Annotated in this window: 17 protein-coding genes and 1 tRNA gene; 4 read left to right on the top strand and 14 right to left on the bottom strand. The window is 67.8% G+C overall.

Annotated elements, in window-relative coordinates; translation table 11 throughout:
* Positions 1–22: 22 nt before the first annotated feature.
* Entirely contained in the window at positions 23–379 is a 357-nt protein-coding gene (locus tag BKY59_RS16895) for a hypothetical protein (protein WP_076073280.1), read from the top strand.
* On the opposite strand, the gene BKY59_RS16890 is transcribed toward BKY59_RS16895, so the two are convergent.
* Entirely contained in the window at positions 363–1,034 is a 672-nt protein-coding gene (locus BKY59_RS16890; RefSeq protein ID WP_076073279.1) for a DUF1013 domain-containing protein, read from the bottom strand. The genes BKY59_RS16895 and BKY59_RS16890 overlap by 17 nt on opposite strands.
* Positions 1,035–1,224: 190 nt before the next feature.
* Positions 1,225–3,477, bottom strand: coding sequence for a S9 family peptidase (locus BKY59_RS16885; RefSeq protein WP_083672215.1), 2,253 nt, complete (start codon positions 3,475–3,477; stop codon positions 1,225–1,227).
* Positions 3,478–3,632: 155 nt separating this feature from the next.
* Here BKY59_RS16885 and BKY59_RS16880 point away from each other — a divergent pair.
* Both BKY59_RS16880 and BKY59_RS16875 read left to right on the top strand, forming a co-directional pair.
* Positions 3,633–3,709: transfer RNA gene (locus BKY59_RS16880), tRNA-Met, on the top strand.
* Between the two features lie 123 nt (positions 3,710–3,832).
* A complete protein-coding gene (locus BKY59_RS16875) occupies positions 3,833–4,240 on the top strand; it encodes a DUF3775 domain-containing protein (protein ID WP_076073278.1) in 408 nt (135 codons plus the stop codon).
* Positions 4,241–4,463: 223 nt separating this feature from the next.
* Here the strand turns inward: BKY59_RS16875 and BKY59_RS16870 are convergent, their stop codons facing one another.
* From BKY59_RS16870 to BKY59_RS16855, 4 genes are all read right to left on the bottom strand, one after another.
* On the bottom strand, positions 4,464–4,973 hold the full coding sequence (locus BKY59_RS16870; RefSeq protein ID WP_076073277.1) for a 2'-5' RNA ligase family protein: 510 nt from the start codon (positions 4,971–4,973) through the stop codon (positions 4,464–4,466).
* A complete protein-coding gene (locus BKY59_RS16865) occupies positions 4,970–5,524 on the bottom strand; it encodes a PRC-barrel domain-containing protein (protein WP_240500160.1) in 555 nt (184 codons plus the stop codon). Before BKY59_RS16865 ends, BKY59_RS16870 begins: the two co-directional genes overlap by 4 nt.
* A gap of 24 nt (positions 5,525–5,548) precedes the next feature.
* Positions 5,549–6,118 carry a nucleotidyltransferase family protein gene (locus tag BKY59_RS16860; RefSeq protein ID WP_076073276.1) on the bottom strand — a complete coding sequence of 190 codons (570 nt, stop codon included), beginning with the start codon at positions 6,116–6,118 and terminating at the stop codon, positions 5,549–5,551.
* 175 nt (positions 6,119–6,293) lie between these two features.
* Entirely contained in the window at positions 6,294–8,237 is a 1,944-nt protein-coding gene (locus BKY59_RS16855; RefSeq protein ID WP_076073275.1) for a potassium transporter Kup, read from the bottom strand.
* 242 nt (positions 8,238–8,479) lie between these two features.
* Here BKY59_RS16855 and BKY59_RS16850 point away from each other — a divergent pair, with 242 nt between their 5' ends.
* Positions 8,480–8,695, top strand: coding sequence for a DUF3072 domain-containing protein (locus BKY59_RS16850; RefSeq protein ID WP_076073354.1), 216 nt, complete (start codon positions 8,480–8,482; stop codon positions 8,693–8,695).
* 158 nt (positions 8,696–8,853) lie between these two features.
* On the opposite strand, the gene BKY59_RS16845 is transcribed toward BKY59_RS16850, so the two are convergent.
* The 8 genes from BKY59_RS16845 to ccmC form a co-directional block, all read right to left on the bottom strand.
* Complete coding sequence (locus BKY59_RS16845; protein WP_076073274.1) at positions 8,854–10,101, bottom strand: S41 family peptidase; 1,248 nt, start codon at positions 10,099–10,101, stop codon at positions 8,854–8,856.
* Between the two features lie 605 nt (positions 10,102–10,706).
* A complete protein-coding gene (locus BKY59_RS16840; protein WP_076073273.1) occupies positions 10,707–11,336 on the bottom strand; it encodes a tetratricopeptide repeat protein in 630 nt (209 codons plus the stop codon).
* Positions 11,333–11,743 (bottom strand): cytochrome c-type biogenesis protein, encoded by a 411-nt coding sequence (locus tag BKY59_RS16835; protein WP_076073272.1) that lies wholly within the window; start codon positions 11,741–11,743, stop codon positions 11,333–11,335. The genes BKY59_RS16840 and BKY59_RS16835 overlap by 4 nt, the downstream gene beginning before the upstream one ends.
* Positions 11,740–12,270: a redoxin family protein gene (locus BKY59_RS16830; RefSeq protein ID WP_076073271.1), complete on the bottom strand. Its 531-nt coding sequence runs from the start codon at positions 12,268–12,270 to the stop codon at positions 11,740–11,742. The genes BKY59_RS16835 and BKY59_RS16830 overlap by 4 nt, the downstream gene beginning before the upstream one ends.
* Positions 12,267–14,192: a heme lyase CcmF/NrfE family subunit gene (locus BKY59_RS16825; protein ID WP_076073270.1), complete on the bottom strand. Its 1,926-nt coding sequence runs from the start codon at positions 14,190–14,192 to the stop codon at positions 12,267–12,269. Before BKY59_RS16825 ends, BKY59_RS16830 begins: the two co-directional genes overlap by 4 nt.
* On the bottom strand, positions 14,189–14,644 hold the full coding sequence (gene ccmE / locus BKY59_RS16820) for a cytochrome c maturation protein CcmE (protein ID WP_076073269.1): 456 nt from the start codon (positions 14,642–14,644) through the stop codon (positions 14,189–14,191). The genes BKY59_RS16825 and ccmE overlap by 4 nt, the downstream gene beginning before the upstream one ends.
* Positions 14,641–14,823: a heme exporter protein CcmD gene (locus BKY59_RS16815; RefSeq protein WP_076073268.1), complete on the bottom strand. Its 183-nt coding sequence runs from the start codon at positions 14,821–14,823 to the stop codon at positions 14,641–14,643. The genes ccmE and BKY59_RS16815 overlap by 4 nt, the downstream gene beginning before the upstream one ends.
* A complete protein-coding gene (gene ccmC, locus BKY59_RS16810; protein WP_076073267.1) occupies positions 14,820–15,539 on the bottom strand; it encodes a heme ABC transporter permease CcmC in 720 nt (239 codons plus the stop codon). Before ccmC ends, BKY59_RS16815 begins: the two co-directional genes overlap by 4 nt.
* Positions 15,540–15,551 lie beyond the last annotated feature (12 nt).

The raw sequence follows: 15,551 nt of genomic DNA, 5'->3' as shown, positions 1-15,551 counted from the left end.
GCCGCCCGCGCGTTCCTGTTCGATGACACCGCTCCCGCTTGCCGACCGCGCGACGCTTCAGGCGCGCTGGCTGGATCTTACCCGACATGTTCTGCCACGATCCGCGGCGGCGCGCGACTGGCCTGTTTCGGCCGATCATTGTTTCCAGCGCATCCTGCTGGACAATGCGCTGGGCGGCTGCTGGTACGATCATGTCGCCGGCCGCCCGGCCTATGCCCATATCTCGGATACCGAGCTGATCGCCGCGGTCCGGCTGGGTGAAGCCGTCTTGGCCGGTGCCGATCTCCACGCGCTCAACGCCCGGTCGCTGGCGTGGCGGCGCGCGGCGAAACGCGCCGCCGCTGCCCCCGTCACTGCGCCTGTCAGTCGCGACGCTTGAACGGATCGACGATGCCGCCCGGCAACAGCGGGGCGGCCCCTTCTGGCGCGTTCGCCGCGGCCTCGCGCTGGGCGCGCAGTTCCTCGATCAACGCGCTGCGGTCGCCGTCCAGCCGCGTGTCGGTCGGTGCTTCGATGCCAGCCGCCTTCGCCGCCTTGGCGACCAACGCGTCCAGCTCGCGCTGCGAACACAGGCCCAGCGTCACCGGATCCTTCGGCGTGATGTTCGCGATGTTCCAGTGGCTGCGGTCGCGGATCTTGGAAATCGTGTCGCGCGTCGTGCCGATCAGCTTGCCGATCTGGCCGTCGGTCACTTCCGGATGGTTGCGGATGATCCAGCTGATGCCATCCGGCTTGTCCTGCCGCTTGGACACGGGGGTATAGCGCGGCCCCTTAGTCCGGCGGACCTGGTCCGGCCCCTTCAGCATGACGAGGCGATAGTCCGGGTCCGCCTGGCCCTTGTCGATCTCCGCCTGGCTTAGCTCGCCCGCGCGGATCGGGTCACGCCCGGTCAGCTTGGTCGCCGCCATGTCGTCCGCGATCGCCTGCACCTCCAGGATGTGCAGCCCGCAGAAGGCGGCGATCTGCTCGAAACTCAGCGCGCTGTTGTCGACCAGCCACGACGCGGTCGCATGGGGCATGAGGGGCTGGGACATGAAACACTCCGGATAAAGAAAGGGCCGCCCCCCGGTTTTTGGGGAGCGGCCGCATTATGCCCTGGATGTAAGCGCCACGGCGGGCGAGAGCAAGTCGAGATATCCGAAACATCCCGTACCCCGGCAAAGGCCGAGGTCTAGATGGAACGGCCGAGTCTGGGTCCCGGCCTTCGCCGGAATACGACCACCGCTACTTGGCGACCCTCTCGTTCACCGCCCCCACGACCTGCCGGTCCAGGAAATCGGTGATCGTTCGCCACACATGGGTCTGCGCGCCCTCGCCCGACACGCCGTGCGTCTTTCCGGGATACGCCATCATCTCGAACGGCAGCTTGGCCTCCTGCAGCTTGGCGTAGAATGCGGTCGAATTCTCGAACACCACATTGTCGTCCGCCATGCCGTGCAGCATCAGCAACGGATCGCGGATCTGCGTGGCGAACGGCAGAGCATCGGACGCGGCATAGGGTTTCGCATCGGTCGCCGGGTTGCCCATGTAGCGTTCGGTATAATGGGTGTCGTACAGTTCCCACCGCGTCACGGGCGCGCCCGACACACCGGCCGCGAACACGCCCGGTGCCTTCTCCAGCAGCTTCAGCGCCATGTACCCGCCATAGGACCAGCCATTGACCGCGATCTTGCCCGGATCGACGAACGGCTGCGCCTTCAGCCAGGCAACGCCCGTCAGCTGGTCCTCGACCTCCACGGTCCCCATCGCCTTGTAGATCTGGTTCTCGAACGCCGCGCCGCGATCCGGCGTCCCGCGCCCGTCGACCGAGAACACGATCCACCCGCGATCGACCAGATATTGCTGGATCGCCGGTCCCCAGCTGCGCGTCACCTGCCGCCCCGCCCCCGGCCCGCCATACACCTGCACGAACACCGGATAGCGCCTGCCCGGCTCGCGCGGCGGCGACAGCAGCTTATATTGCAATTCGCTGCCGTCCCTGGCCTTCAGCGTCCCGAACACCGGCACCGCATGGCCGGGCAGATACGGCGCATAGGGGTGCGCGGCATCCAGCCGGTTCTCCTCGATCCACGCGACCCGCGCGCCCGCCGCATCGGCCAGATACACCTGCGGCGGCTGCGACGGGTTCGATCGGAACACCAGCGCCTTGGTCGCGGTCCGGTCCATCGTCGCGCCGTTGAACCAGCCGGTCTCGGTCAACTGCACCGGCGCCTTCGGCTTCGTCAGGTCGACCGAATAGAGCTGCTGCTCGATCGGGCTGTCGCGATTGGCCAGGAAATACACCTTGCCTCCCGTCTCGTCGACGCCGACCACGTCCTTCACCGCCCAGTCGCCCTTGGTCAGCGCGGACCATTTGCCCCGCGCATAGCGATAGATATGCGCATAGCCGCTGCGCTCCGACATCCAGATCAGGCTGCCGTCGCTCAACGAATGCAGCCCGTCGTTCAGGTTGATCCAGGTCTTGGCCGTCTCGCTGAACAGCAGCTTCGACTTGCCCGTGTCGGGGTCCACCTCCAGCAGGTCGAGCCTGTGCTGGTCCCGGCTCTCGCGCTGGACGTAGAGCGACCCGCCATCCTTCGACCAGTCGACCCGCGCCAGGTAGATGTCCGGATCGGTCCCAAGGTCCACCTTCACCCGCCCCGTCCCGTCCGGTGCCATGATATAGAGCTGCACATCGGCATTAGGGGTGCCGGCCGCCGGGTAACGCTGTTCGAACAACCGCGTCCCTTCCGCGCCGATCGCCGCGCGCGTCACGACCTTCACCTTAGCCTCGTCCACCCGCGCGACCGCGATCCGCGCGTCGTTCGGTGCCCACCAATGGCCGGTATGGCGGTCCATTTCCTCCTGCGCGACGAATTCGGCCGATCCCCAGGTCACCGTGCCACCCCCGCCGCTGGTCAGCCGCCGTTCCACGCCCGACCCCGTATCGACGACGTACAGGTCCTGATCGCGCACGAAACTGACGTAGCGCCCGCCGGTCGATACCGCGGCGTCCACTTCCGACGTGGGCGTCGCGGTCAGCCGGCGGACCGCACCGTCCAGCCCGGCCAGATACAGGTCGCCGTCGATCGGGACCAGGAGCGCCTTGCCGTCCGGCGCCCAGTCATAGTCCACGATGCCGCGCGTTCCGCCGACGCGGGCCCGCTCACGCCGCATCTTTTCCGCTTCCGATATCTCCGCGCCGCTCCCGACCTTGCGGCTGTCCACCAGCATCCGCGACTGCCCGGTCGTGGTGTCCACCGCCCACAGGTCGTAACGGTCGCGGTCGTCCGCGCGCGCGCGCAGCAGCGTGGCCAGCTTTCCGTCGGGTGACAGTTTCGGGCTGCGCGGCACCGCGCCGTTCAGCGACGGGCTGGCGAACACCCGGTCAAGCGTCAACGCCTGCGGCGCAGCGGCCTGGACAGGCGGCTGGGCGGGCACCTGCGCGCCGGCGGCCGAGGACAGGAGGGCGGCAAGAACGATGGGCACACGCGACATGGCGGTCTTTCGGACAGGGACGGACGACATGCTGTTAGCGCGCACCCCGCCCCGCCGTCGAGCCTCCGCCGTGCCGACCGCTGACGCGACAAGCGGTTGACCGCGCCGCCCGCGCTGCTATAGGCCCCGCCATCGCAGAGCGGACTGCCGGGTATGGCGAAGTAGCTCAGCTGGTTAGAGCACGGGAATCATAATCCTGGGGTCGGGGGTTCAAGTCCCTCCTTCGCTACCACCACAACAGACCAGTCTGCTCTGCGATTTCCTTTTTCGACAAAGCATTGCCGTCGCTCGACGCTGCGGAACCAGCGGTCGCGCGTGTCGTTCGGGGGGTCGATAGGCTCGACAGGAGACGGCAATGGAACTTACGGTATCGCTCGAGACGGTCTGCCGCCTCATCATCCGCGCGCGTGAGATGGAAGCGCAGGTCCCGGGGCTGACCGCCGACGAGGACGAGGATCCGCTCGACGCCGACGATGCCTTCGCCGTCATGGACGACGAGACCAACACCGTGGTCGAAGAGGAAATGGCCGCCGCACTCGATGACCTGGCCGACGATCAGATCGCCGAGGTGCTGGCACTCGCCTGGATCGGTCGCGGCACCTACGAATCGACCGAGTGGGAAGAGGCGCTTGAGGAAGCCAACGACCGCGGCGGCGAAACCCCGGCGGAACAGCTGATGGAAATGCCGATGCTCGCCGGCTACCTCGACGCCGGTCTCGCGGCCTTCGACCTCAGCTGCACCGGCATCGGCCAGATCGACTGAGCAGACAGCGGAAGCGGGGGTCCACCCTGTCATCGCCCCGAGACCGTCATCCCGGCGGAAGCCGGGATGACTACAGCGGCGGCGCAGCATTTGACGACAAATGAAGCGACACCCTCGAGAGCCGTCATCCCGGACTTGATCCGGGATCCCGCTTCTTCTCGCGAGTTGAAACAGGTCGGAGTTCACCTCCGCCGCGGCCACGGCCGGAAGCAATTTTCCCCTCTTACTCTACCCCGCGGAAACTCCGCCGGAACGCCACCTCCCAAGGCCCGTCGCGATACCACCAGCCCGCCAGCCCGACGATCGCCAGCGGCCTTTCGCGCCACCCCGCCCGCATCGTCGTCAGCAGCGCCCGCGCCTCCTCGGGCCGGACCTTGTTCTGGATCGTCACATGCGCGCGCCAGCCCTGTCCGTCCTGCGGGGTCAGCATCGTCGCGAACGCCTCGGCCAGGTCCGCGCGCATCGCCGCCAGTTCGGGGCTGCGTACCCGCAACGCGACGCCGCGCCCCAGATTGACCGGTTCCGATATCACCGCCGCCGGCGGCGCGGCCCGGCACAGTTCGGCGACGCGCCGCTCCACCTCGTCCGCCACCGATGGCGGCAGGTGGTGAAACAAGGTCAGATGCGCTGCGATGACATTGCGGTCCGGCGGGAAATGCGCGCGCCGCAGCCCGTCGAGATAGTCGAAGTCCGCCGGCCCGAACAGGGCGGACAGGATCAGCGGCGCCATCATGCCTCCGCACCCGCCAGCGCGCGCGCATCGTCCGGCGTCAGGTCCGTCGCCAGCCCGTCGTCATGCACCGTCACGCGCCGCCACGGCAGGCGGTGCAGCGTCTCGCCCACCCCGGCCAGCCCGCCGACGCTGACGATCAGATAGTCAATCCGCCCGTCGCGACAGTCCGCCATCGCCTCCACCGCGGTCGCCACGACCGCCCCGTCCTGCCCCTTGACCGCCCGACCCTGCAACGTGGTCGCCGCCAACAGTACCGGGACCGCCCCGTCCGCGCGGCTGCGCGCGATGGCGGCGGACGCACTGTCCTCCACACGCGCCCGGTGCCCCAGCCAGCGCCAGATGCCGACCAGGTTGACCGCGGTCAGGAACGCGTTCGAAAGGAGCAGGTTGGATTGCCCGGATGCGGTGGCGACGACGATCCAGGCGATCGACCCGACCGTGAACACCACGAAGCCCCAGCCCGTCGTCCGCGTGCCCAGATTGGCGGCGGTCATCATCGCCGCCACCATCGTCGCGATCGGCGCGATCCATCCTGCTATGTCTTCCACCATGTCGCCCCTGCTTGAACGGAGCCTCTAACGCGCGGGGCGGCGCTTGGTTACGGCGCGCGCCAGCATCCCGCGCGTGTCGACGTCCTGCACGCAACCCCGCGGTCCCGGCACCGGCCGCAACCGCGCGCCCCGCCCCGGCCCGGCATCGCCCGTCGGCATCTGCACCAGTGGCAGGCGCAGCAGCACCGGATGCCCCGGCAGCCCCCGCCATACCGGCCGGACGCCGGCGTCCCCCGGCCGCAAGGCCCGCCACAGACGCGCCGCCAGTCCGCCCGGCACCCCCGGCATGTCGGCCAGCAGCACGATCACCTCCCGCTCGCGCGGGCGCAACACAGCCAGCCCGGCGGCCAGGCTCGCGCCCATCCCCGCTTCATGGTCCCGCGCGTGGACGATCGTCGTCCGCACCCCGCGCGCGGCCCGCGTCACGGCGGGCGCGTCATGCCCGGTCACCACCACCACCCGCGCCACCGGTGCCGCGCGCGCGATCGCCAGCGTGCGGTCGATCAGCCGAAGCCCGCCGCTCTGCACCAGCAGCTTGTTCGCCCGCCCGAACCGCCGCGACCGCCCCGCCGCCAGCAGGATCGCTACGCGCATCGGTCGGCCATCGAGGAGATTGCCACTTCGCCCAACTGCGCAACCTCTTCGCCGTCACCCCAGCGGACGCTGGGATCCCTTGTCACTACGCTCAAGGCTGATCCGACCGTAGCGATAATGGATCCTGACTTCCGTCTGGATGACGAATCGTTGGTCAAACCTCCGCCATCCGCCCTCAGATCTCGACCTGACTGCCCAATTCCACGACGCGGTTGGTGGGCAGCTTGAAGAATTCCATCGCGCTTTCCGCGTTGCGCAGCATCCATGCGAACAGCTTCTCGCGCCAGATCGCCATCCCCGGCCGGGACGATGCGATCAGCGTCTGCCGCGCCAGGAAGAAGCTGGTGTCCATCATCCGGAACCCCTGCCCGCAATTCTCGACATCCTTCAATGCGCCCGGCACGTCGGGTTCCTCCATGAACCCGAACCGGATGACCAGCCGGAAGAAGCCCTGCCCCAGATCCTCCATCACCGTCCGCCGCCCGGTGATGACATAGGGCACGTCCTCGATCTTGACGGTCAGCAGGATCACCCGCTCGTGCAGCACCTTGTTGTGTTTTAGATTATGGAGCAGCGCATGCGGCACACCTTCCGCGCTGGATGTCATGAACACCGCCGTGCCCGCCACGCGCGTCGCGCTGCTCGCCGCGGATTTCACGAACACCTGCACCGGCATCGCGGATTCGCGCATCCGGTCGATCATCAGCTGCCGCCCGCGCGCCCAGGTCGTCAGCAGCGTGAACGCGAGGAACCCGATCAGCAGCGGGAACCAGCCGCCGTCCGGCACCTTGGTCAGGTTCGCCCCGAAATAGGCGACGTCGATGATGCCGAATACGGCCACCAGGAACCCGGCCCACAGCTTGTTCCAGTGCCACAGGCTGACCAGCACCACCGCGATCAGCGCGGTATCGATCAGCATCGCGCCCGTCACCGCGATCCCGTACGCCGCCGCCAGATTGCTCGACGACCGGAACGTCAGCACCAGCAGGATCACCATCACCATCAACGCCCAGTTGATCGCCGGGATGTAGATCTGCCCCGCCGCCTGGCTGCTCGTATGGACGATGCGCAGCCGCGGCATGAAGCCCAGCTGGATCGCCTGCTGCGTCACCGAGAACGCGCCGGATATAACCGCCTGGCTGGCGATCACCGTCGCCATCGTGGCCAGAATGACCAGCGGCAGCCGGAAATTCTCCGGGGCCAGCAGGAAGAACGGGTTATGGATCGCCTGCATCGCCTCGGCCGGGCTCAACGACAGCAGCATCGCGCCCTGCCCCAGATAGTTCAGCATCAGCGCGGGCAGGACGAAGAACATCCAGGACACGCGGATCGGGTTCCGCCCGAAATGCCCCATGTCGGCGTACAGCGCCTCCGCCCCGGTCACCGCCAGCACGACCGATCCCATCGCCAGGAACGCACTCACCCCTTCGGCGACGAAGAACCGCGCGGCATGCACCGGGTTCAGCGCCTCGAAGATCGTCGGCGTCTGCACGATATGCAGCAGTCCCAGCCCCGCCAGCACGGTGAAATACACCAGCATGATCGGGCCGAACAGCATGCCGACCTTCGCGGTGCCGCGCGCCTGGATGAAGAACAGCCCGACCAGGATCGTGATCGCGATCGGCAGCACCAGCGGCGCGAACGCGGTCTCCACCACGGCCAGGCCCTCCACCGCCGACAGCACCGAAATCGCCGGCGTGATCATGCTGTCGCCGTAGAACAGCGCGGTGGCGAACACGCCCAGCAGCACGATTCCCTTGTTCCAGCGCCGCTTGCCGCCGCCCTTGCGGTTGATCAGCGCCAGCAGCGCCAGGCTGCCGCCCTCGCCCTTGTTGTCGGCGCGCATGATGATGCTGACATATTTGATCGTGACGACCAGCATCATCGACCAGAAGATCAGGCTCAGCACGCCCAGCACGTGCAACCGGTCCGGCGTCAGCGGGTGATGCCCCGCGAACGTCTCGCGAAACGCATAGAGCGGACTCGTACCGATATCGCCGAACACGATGCCGATCGCACCGACCGACAGTTTCAGCAGGCTCTGCTGCCCATGGCCATGCTGCGCCTCGGTCGGCGCGTCGGTGTCCGCACCCGCGGGACCGGCGTCGGAAACGCTCATCGACCGACCATAATCCGCATGATGTCGTACTGGCCCCTTCGCCGCCGTCCGGCTGCGTCGCCGCCGCCCTAGCACCCGCATTTCCGCGCCGCAACGCGCCGGCACCATACGATCATTATATGGCGTGCCCGAAAACATATGGGATCGCTACGCGCGCGGCACCGTTCGTCCGGTCGGGCATCCCAATACCGGAACGCAAAGCGAACATCGACGTTCTCCTTCCGCATGATGAAAGGACGTCCATGACCACCGAGAACCCCAAGACGCACCCGACCTCCAACGCCGAAAAGGATCCGGCGGATTGGACCACGGGCGACGAAGCCATGACCGGCGCGCAGGCTTCCTATCTGAAGACGCTGAGCGAGGAAGCCGGTGAGGAATTCGACGACAGCCTGACCAAGGCCGACGCCTCGAAGAAAATCGACGAACTGCAGGCCAAGACCGGCCGCGGCAAGTAAAACCGGGACCGGAGCGACAACCCGCTCCGGTCACCACGTCCCGGCGATGCATGATCACTGGCCAGAGGCCGCCAAAGCCAACATGGCAAATCTTTGCGACCCGCCACGATGACGCAAAGGTCCTGCCGTCACACGACGATGTTAATCCGGGACTGCGCCTATCTTCCGATGGACGCCAGAACCGGGTCCCGGTTCTGATCCCGCTCGGCCCGGACAAGGTAAAGTTGCGGTCGATAGGCTTCCCGCGGCAAGCCGGTCACCGTAAAAAGCTGCTCGTTGCCAATATCGACCTTCGCGGCAGATCCCTCGATCGTCTCGTTGCTCAGGGCACCCAGGAGGTCGGCGAGATTGGTGCCGACGGTGGTAGCGCCGATTGCGTCGAACCCGATCATCAGCCCCTCGCCCATGCTGCCGGTCCAGTGACCACCGGCGACATACACCTTGCCGGCATAACGCGTGCCATATGGGGCGACATATTCCATGAACTTCCGCGTCGGCCCCAGCACCCGCGCCTCATACGGGATGACATGCATCTGATAGGGTCGATCATGATCGACGAAGTGGCCCATGATGCCGCGTGCCACGCTGGTGTTGCCGCCGCTGGGCGTGTTGCGCAGGTCGATCAGCAATGTCGTCGTGTCGGAAAGGGTCGCCAGCGCCTGGGCGAATTGCCCGATCAACGCCTGTTCGCCGAGCGCGTTGTTGATGCGGATGATGCCGAGCGCGCCTTGCCGCTCGACATCCAGAAGCGGCCCGGTTCGGACGCGATTGGCCTGGTCCGACGTTGCCGCCAGCACGACGGTGCGCCGTTGCCGACCCTCGGCCAGTTCCAGCGTGCGAAGGCGTTTGTGACGCCCGGCCAGCGCGACATTGAAGGCGAACCCGACCTGGACGGGACTTAGCGCCCCGAACGGACGCCCGGTAATCGTCTCGATGACGGCACGCGGAGACTGGCCGTCGATCCGCAGCACCGTCATCCCCGGTCGAACGCCCTTGCCCAGCGCATCGCCGCCGCTTCTTGCTTCGCCGATCCGGAACGACGAACCGTCATAGGTGCCGAACAGGTCGGATGCGGTGGGTATGATCGCCCAGTCGTCGGCATCGAACGGACCCACGATGAAATGCGGGTCCGCAAAGTTATGGGCTACCTGTTGGAGCGTATCGATGAAGGCCTTGTCCGATCGCGCAGCCTTCGCGCGAACGGCAAAGGCGGACAGGATCGCATCGCCATCGATGCCTGCCCGATCATAATAGCCATAGTCTTCGCGCAGCAGCTTTTCGAAAGCGGACCATGCCTTGCCGGCATCAAAGGCCGCGGGCGCTGCCGACCGCTGCTGCGCGCCGGCAGAAGCGGTCCAGAGCAGCAGCAAGCCGCAGAGCGGCGCGATCAGGGAGGGTGCAGGCATTCGCATTCATCTCTTGGTCGGACAGATTACACAATGGCGCTAATCGCTTGGGTCCATCACGTCCCCGATCGGGCCTCGAGCATCGAGAACCACCGACGTTTCATGAATGAGGCGGTAATGCTGGTGTCAGCCGATGCCCGTAGCCACCACAACCGCGCCATTGATCTGGAATAACACTAGAATCACTCGGCACCATCGTTGATATAATTGACCGTAAAGGCTTCGTTTTTGGATTAACCGGCAAACGGTAAAAAATTAAATACTGCTTCCCAAGCGCAAAGCAGCATGACCATTCCCGGAAACATCCATCCGGATATTTCCGACGTTTCGTTACCCAAAACGATGACTATTAAAACGAAGCATGCGCTGGCAATAGCCGATGCCACGCTTCCCGTTCGTCGGGTAATCACTATCCTGTGATGATCTGCTGGGCAACTTACTGCTGCGTCAAGCGTGCCGTGAGAACCCAGGCTCTGATGCTACGTTCCCGATCGGAAACCTATGCCGGACAACGCACGGGCAGCGTCTGCCGGGAAAGGCCCTCACGGCAAGGCTTTCCCGAAATCGACCGATCCAGACGGAGTAACCGGAACGTGCGATCAGCGTCATCGGACATCGCCAAGCAACCTATCCACCGCCCGGACCCGCAATGCCAGGTCCGCCCGCCACGGTGCGTCCGGCGGCGTCCGCGCGAGCAGCCCCGCCCATGCCGCCCGCGCCTCCTCCAGCTGCCCCGCCTGCGCATAGGCCAGCCCCAGGAAGAAGGGCGGCCCCGGATGGAGCGGCGATGCCTTGGTCGCGCGCGCGAACGCCAGTTCCGCGGCCGGCGTCACCAGCCCGTCGGCATGCGCCACCAACGCGTTACCCATCCCCGTCCACAGGTCCGCGCTGCGCGGCCGCCGCACCAGTGCCGATCGCAGCACACCGATCGCGTAGAGATCCAGTCCCTGCCGCTGGAACGCGTCCGCCGTCGTCAGCACCTGCGCGTCGCCGGTGAACCGTTCGAACATCGTCTCCCGCAACGCGCCGTAATCGCGGTCCGGCCCCGCCGGCTGGGTGCGCGGCGGCGTCGGCCGCCCCGCCAGACCCGCATTGCCCTGCCACGCATAGCCGGCCAGCGCGAGCAGCAGCGCCGCCCCCAGCAGTTCGACCGCCCCCCGCGGAAACCGCCCGAACCGCGCCAGCCCGACACCGACCGCCGCGGCCAGCACGATCATGATCAGCCACCCCGTCATGGCCGCCCCCGACGCCGGAAACTGCCGCGCGCCACGATCGCACCCGCGATCACCAGCAACACCGGCAACGCCCAGAGCGGCCAGGTGACGGCACTCAGCGGCGGGTCGTAACTCACCCAGTCGCCGTAGCGTGCGACCAGCCAGGCGCGGATATCCTCCGGCCGTTCCCCCGCCGCGATCCGCCGCCGGACCAGCGCGCGCATGTCGCCCGCCATGTCGGCATCGCTGTCCGCGATCGACTGCCCCTGGCACACCAGGCAGCGCAGGGTCTGCATCAGCGCATTGGCGCGTGCCTCCGCCGCGGGATCGGCGAGCTGCGTATCGCTCAACGCCGCGGGCGGCACGGCCGACTGCGCCTCTGCGGCGACCGGCGCGACCAGCAGCAGGATGGCCAGCACCCGCCTCATCGCAACGCCTGCACCGCGGCGATCAGCCCGGCCACGTCTTCCGGCCGGATATCGCCGATCTTCTGCGCCCGGATGATGCCGCGGCCGTCCACCACGAACGTCTCGGGCACGCCAGACGACCCGAGCGCCATCTGCACGCGGCTGTCCGCATCGCTGCCGATCGCGCGATAGGGATTGCCGTAGCGCGCCAGGAACCGGTCGACGTCCGCCCGCGTGTCGCGGATCGCGATCGCGTCGATCGGGACGCCCGCCCTGGCCAGCGCCGCCAGCTGCGGCGCCTCCGCCGCGCACGGCACGCACCAGCTGGCGAATACGTTCACCAGCCGCGCCCCGCCCGCCTTCGCATGCAGCCCCGGCCGCGACGCCGACGCCGCCGGCAACGCGATCGCCGGCATCGGCTGCCCCACCAGCCGCGACACGATCGTCCGGTCCGCCGGCCGCAGCAGCCCGCCGGCGACCAGCCCCAGGAACAGCAGGAACGCCACCAGCGGCACCCACAACAGCCAGCGTACGCCCGCCTTGGTCATGCGTAGGCCTCCGCCACCCGCGCCCGCCGCTCGCGCCGCACCCGCCCGATCAGTGACAGCACCCCGCCCAGCGCGACCAACCCGCCGCCCAGCCAGATCAGCGTCACATAGGGTTTCCACCACAGCCGCAACTGCCAGCGCCCCTGCGCGTCCGCCTTGCCCAGCACGACGTAGAGTTGCCCGTCGATCACGGTGCGGATCGCCGCCTCGCTCGTCTCGGTCGGCGGCGCGGAGAAGGCTCGCGCCTGCGGACGCATCACATAAGCCGCATCGCCGCCGCGCCGCACGGTCAGCGTCCCCTCGATCGCGGTCCAGTTCTCGCCCGCGATCGGCTCCACCCCGTCGAACCGGAGCGACCATGGCCCGACCCGGTGCGTTTCGCCCGGCCGCGCCGCGACCAGCGTCTCCTGCGTGAACGCCGCCTCCGACGCCATGCCGGCAAGCGCCACCGCGATGCCGAGATGCGCGACCACCATGCCATAAGTGAACAGCGGCGTGCGAAGCAGCTTGCGCTTCCACAACGGCGCGACGCTCGCCACCGCCGCCCCCGCCGCGACCATCAGCCCGAGCAGCGGCAACACCCGAATCGACGGCGCACTCATCCGCACGGCAATGATCGCCACTACCGCGACTACGATCGGCACCGCCATCCGCCTGAACACCGCAAAACCGTCATCCCGCCGCCACTGCGCCAGCGGCCCCGCCCCCATCAGCGCGACCAGCACCAGCGCCAACGGCCCCGCCGCCGCGTTGAAATATGGCGGCCCGACCGACAGCTTGCCCCCTGTCAGCGCCTCCACGCCGAGCGGATACAATGTCCCGATCAGCACCACACCCAGGATCGCGGACAGCAGCAGATTGTTCGCCACCAGCGCACCCTCCCGGCTGACTGCGTCGAACCGCTGCCCCTCGCGCACCGTGCCGACGCGTAAGCCGAACAGCGCCAGTGCCCCGCCGATATAGATCGCCAGCAACGCCAGGATGAACCCGCCGCGCGTCGGATCGACCGCGAACGCATGCACGCTGGTCAGGATGCCCGACCGTACCAGGAACGTCCCCACCATGCTCATCGAGAATGCGATCACCGCCAGCATGATCGTCCAAGCGCGCAACCCGTCGCGCGTCGCCAGCACCGTCACCGAATGAAGCAGCGCGGTCGCCGCCAGCCAGGGCATCAGCGATGCATTTTCGACCGGGTCCCAGAACCACCAGCCGCCCCAGCCCAGTTCGTAATAGGCCCAGTAACTCCCCGCCGTGATGCCCAGTGTCAGGAATATCCACGCGCCCAGCACCCACGGCCGCATCGCGCGCGCGAACGCCGGCCCCACGTCGCGCGTCACCAGCGCACCGACCGCGAACGAGAAGGCAACCGACAACCCGACATAGCCGAAATACAGCGTCGGCGGATGGAACGCCAAACCCGGATCCTGCAGTAACGGATTGAGCCCCAGCCCCTCCGCCGGCGCGGGATCCAGCCGTGCGAACGGGTTGGACGCGAAAAGCAGGAACGCGAAGAACCCGATCGCGATGAACGCCTGCGCGCCCAGCGTCGCGACCAGCGTCCGTTCCGGCAACCGCCGCTCGATCAGCGCGACCGCCGCCCCGGCCATGCCCAGCACCGCCACCCAGAGCAGCATCGACCCTTCGTGGTTTCCCCAGGTCCCCGAAAACCGGTACAGCAGCGGCTTCTCGCTATGGTCGTTCGCCGCGACCAGCGCGACCGACAGGTCGACCCGCACGAACAGCCAGATCAGCGCCACGAACGCGGCCGCGCTCATCACCCCCTGCGCCACCGCCACCGCGCGCACCGGCGGCAGCAACGCATCGCGCGCGCCGGTCAGCCCCAGCGCCGACAGCCCCAGCTGCAGCACGGACAGCGCCGCCGCGATCCACAGCGCCGCCAGCCCGAACTCCGCGATCATGTCCGCCCACCCGGCTTGGCCGGCGCGATGCTCTCCGACTTGTGCATCTCGCCCACCACCTGCGGCGGCATGTAGCGTTCGTCATGCTTGGCCAGGATGTTCGTCGCGACGAACCCGCCGCCGGGCACGAACGCCCCCTCCGCCACCACGCCGCTATTCTCCTTGAACAGGTCCGGCACGATCCCGGTGTAGCGTACCGGCACCGTCTGCGCGCCGTCCGTCACGACGAAGCGAACCGTCACCCCGTCCGGTTCGCGCACGATCGACCGGTCGGCCACCATCCCGCCCAGCCGCACCGCGCGCCCCGGCTGCACGCCGTCGCGCACCGCGTCCGTGGGCGTGTAGAAATAGGCCGCCTGATCCTTCAGCGCGGACATCGCCAGCAGCGCGGCACCGACCACCGCAACGATCGCCAGCACCGCCAGCGTCAGCCGCTGATGCTTCGCCTTCATCGTTCGGCCTGCCTGGACTGATCGGCCTGCCTGGACTGGCCGGCCTGCCTGGGCTGGGACGTCACCGCATCCGCGCGCCGTTCCGCCCGGCGCATCGCCGCATGCGCCCACACGCACAGCCCGCCCGTCCCGGCCAGGACGATGGCATAGGCGGCGATCACGAACGGCCAGTGGTTCATGCCCGCGCCATCCGCCGCAACCGCGCCTCGACCTTGCCGTCCGCCAGCATCGTCCGCATCCGCATCAGCACCACGGCGGTGAACAGCATCGTGAACCCCAGCACCACGATCGGCAGCGGCCACAGGATCGATGCGTCGATCGTCGTGCGGGTCAGCCCGATGCTCTGCCCCTGGTGCAACGTGTTCCACCACACCACCGAATAGCGGATGACCGGGATGTTGACCGCTCCCACGATGCCGAAGATCGCGACCACACGCTGCCCGCCCGCCCCGCGGTCGGCATTCGCCTGCGCCAGCGCGATATAGCCCAGGTACAGGAAGAACAGGATCAGCATCGACGTCAGCCGCCCGTCCCATTCCCACCACGTCCCCCAGGTCGGCCGGCCCCAGATCGACCCCGTCGCCAGGCACAGGGCGGCGAACACCGCGCCCGGCACCGCCAGCGCGCGCCCCGCGACCGCCGCCAGCGGATGCCGCCACACCAGCTGCATCAGGCTGGCCGCCGCGATCCCGGTCCAGCCCGCCATCCCCAGCCACGCGGCCGGCACATGGACGTACAGGATCCGCACGCTGTCCTTCTGCAGATAGTCCGCCGGCGTCAGCCACAGCCCGCACGCCAGCCCGACCAGCGAAAGCAGCACACCGCCCCACAACGCCCACGGCGTCACCGGCCGGGCGATTGCCAGGAATTTTGTCGGGTTGGCGAAAGCGTGCATGTTTCATGCCTG

Source organism: Sphingomonas montana (assembly GCF_001956315.1).
Classification (GTDB): Bacteria; Pseudomonadota; Alphaproteobacteria; order Sphingomonadales; family Sphingomonadaceae; genus Sphingomonas_R; species Sphingomonas_R montana.
Note: the sequence above shows the minus strand (reverse complement) of the source record. Positions and strands in the feature narration are given on the sequence as shown.

Bases quoted from the DNA above. Each gene is read 5' to 3' on its own strand.
- BKY59_RS16825 (WP_076073270.1), bottom strand. From the start codon at position 14,192: ATGATCGCGGAGTTCGGGCTGGCGGCGCTGTGGATCGCGGCGGCGCTG.
- ccmC (WP_076073267.1), bottom strand. From the start codon at position 15,539: ATGCACGCTTTCGCCAACCCGACAAAATTCCTGGCAATCGCCCGGCCG.
- BKY59_RS16835 (WP_076073272.1), bottom strand. From the start codon at position 11,743: ATGAGGCGGGTGCTGGCCATCCTGCTGCTGGTCGCGCCGGTCGCCGCA.
- BKY59_RS16865 (WP_240500160.1), bottom strand. From the start codon at position 5,524: ATGGTGGAAGACATAGCAGGATGGATCGCGCCGATCGCGACGATGGTG.
- BKY59_RS16845 (WP_076073274.1), bottom strand. From the start codon at position 10,101: ATGCCTGCACCCTCCCTGATCGCGCCGCTCTGCGGCTTGCTGCTGCTC.
- BKY59_RS16860 (WP_076073276.1), bottom strand. From the start codon at position 6,118: ATGCGCGTAGCGATCCTGCTGGCGGCGGGGCGGTCGCGGCGGTTCGGG.
- BKY59_RS16850 (WP_076073354.1), top strand. From the start codon at position 8,480: ATGACCACCGAGAACCCCAAGACGCACCCGACCTCCAACGCCGAAAAG.
- BKY59_RS16885 (WP_083672215.1), bottom strand. From the start codon at position 3,477: ATGTCGCGTGTGCCCATCGTTCTTGCCGCCCTCCTGTCCTCGGCCGCC.
- BKY59_RS16830 (WP_076073271.1), bottom strand. From the start codon at position 12,270: ATGACCAAGGCGGGCGTACGCTGGCTGTTGTGGGTGCCGCTGGTGGCG.
- ccmE (WP_076073269.1), bottom strand. From the start codon at position 14,644: ATGAAGGCGAAGCATCAGCGGCTGACGCTGGCGGTGCTGGCGATCGTT.
- BKY59_RS16815 (WP_076073268.1), bottom strand. From the start codon at position 14,823: ATGAACCACTGGCCGTTCGTGATCGCCGCCTATGCCATCGTCCTGGCC.
- BKY59_RS16890 (WP_076073279.1), bottom strand. From the start codon at position 1,034: ATGTCCCAGCCCCTCATGCCCCATGCGACCGCGTCGTGGCTGGTCGAC.
- BKY59_RS16870 (WP_076073277.1), bottom strand. From the start codon at position 4,973: ATGATGGCGCCGCTGATCCTGTCCGCCCTGTTCGGGCCGGCGGACTTC.
- BKY59_RS16895 (WP_076073280.1), top strand. From the start codon at position 23: ATGACACCGCTCCCGCTTGCCGACCGCGCGACGCTTCAGGCGCGCTGG.
- BKY59_RS16840 (WP_076073273.1), bottom strand. From the start codon at position 11,336: ATGACGGGGTGGCTGATCATGATCGTGCTGGCCGCGGCGGTCGGTGTC.
- BKY59_RS16875 (WP_076073278.1), top strand. From the start codon at position 3,833: ATGGAACTTACGGTATCGCTCGAGACGGTCTGCCGCCTCATCATCCGC.
- BKY59_RS16855 (WP_076073275.1), bottom strand. From the start codon at position 8,237: ATGAGCGTTTCCGACGCCGGTCCCGCGGGTGCGGACACCGACGCGCCG.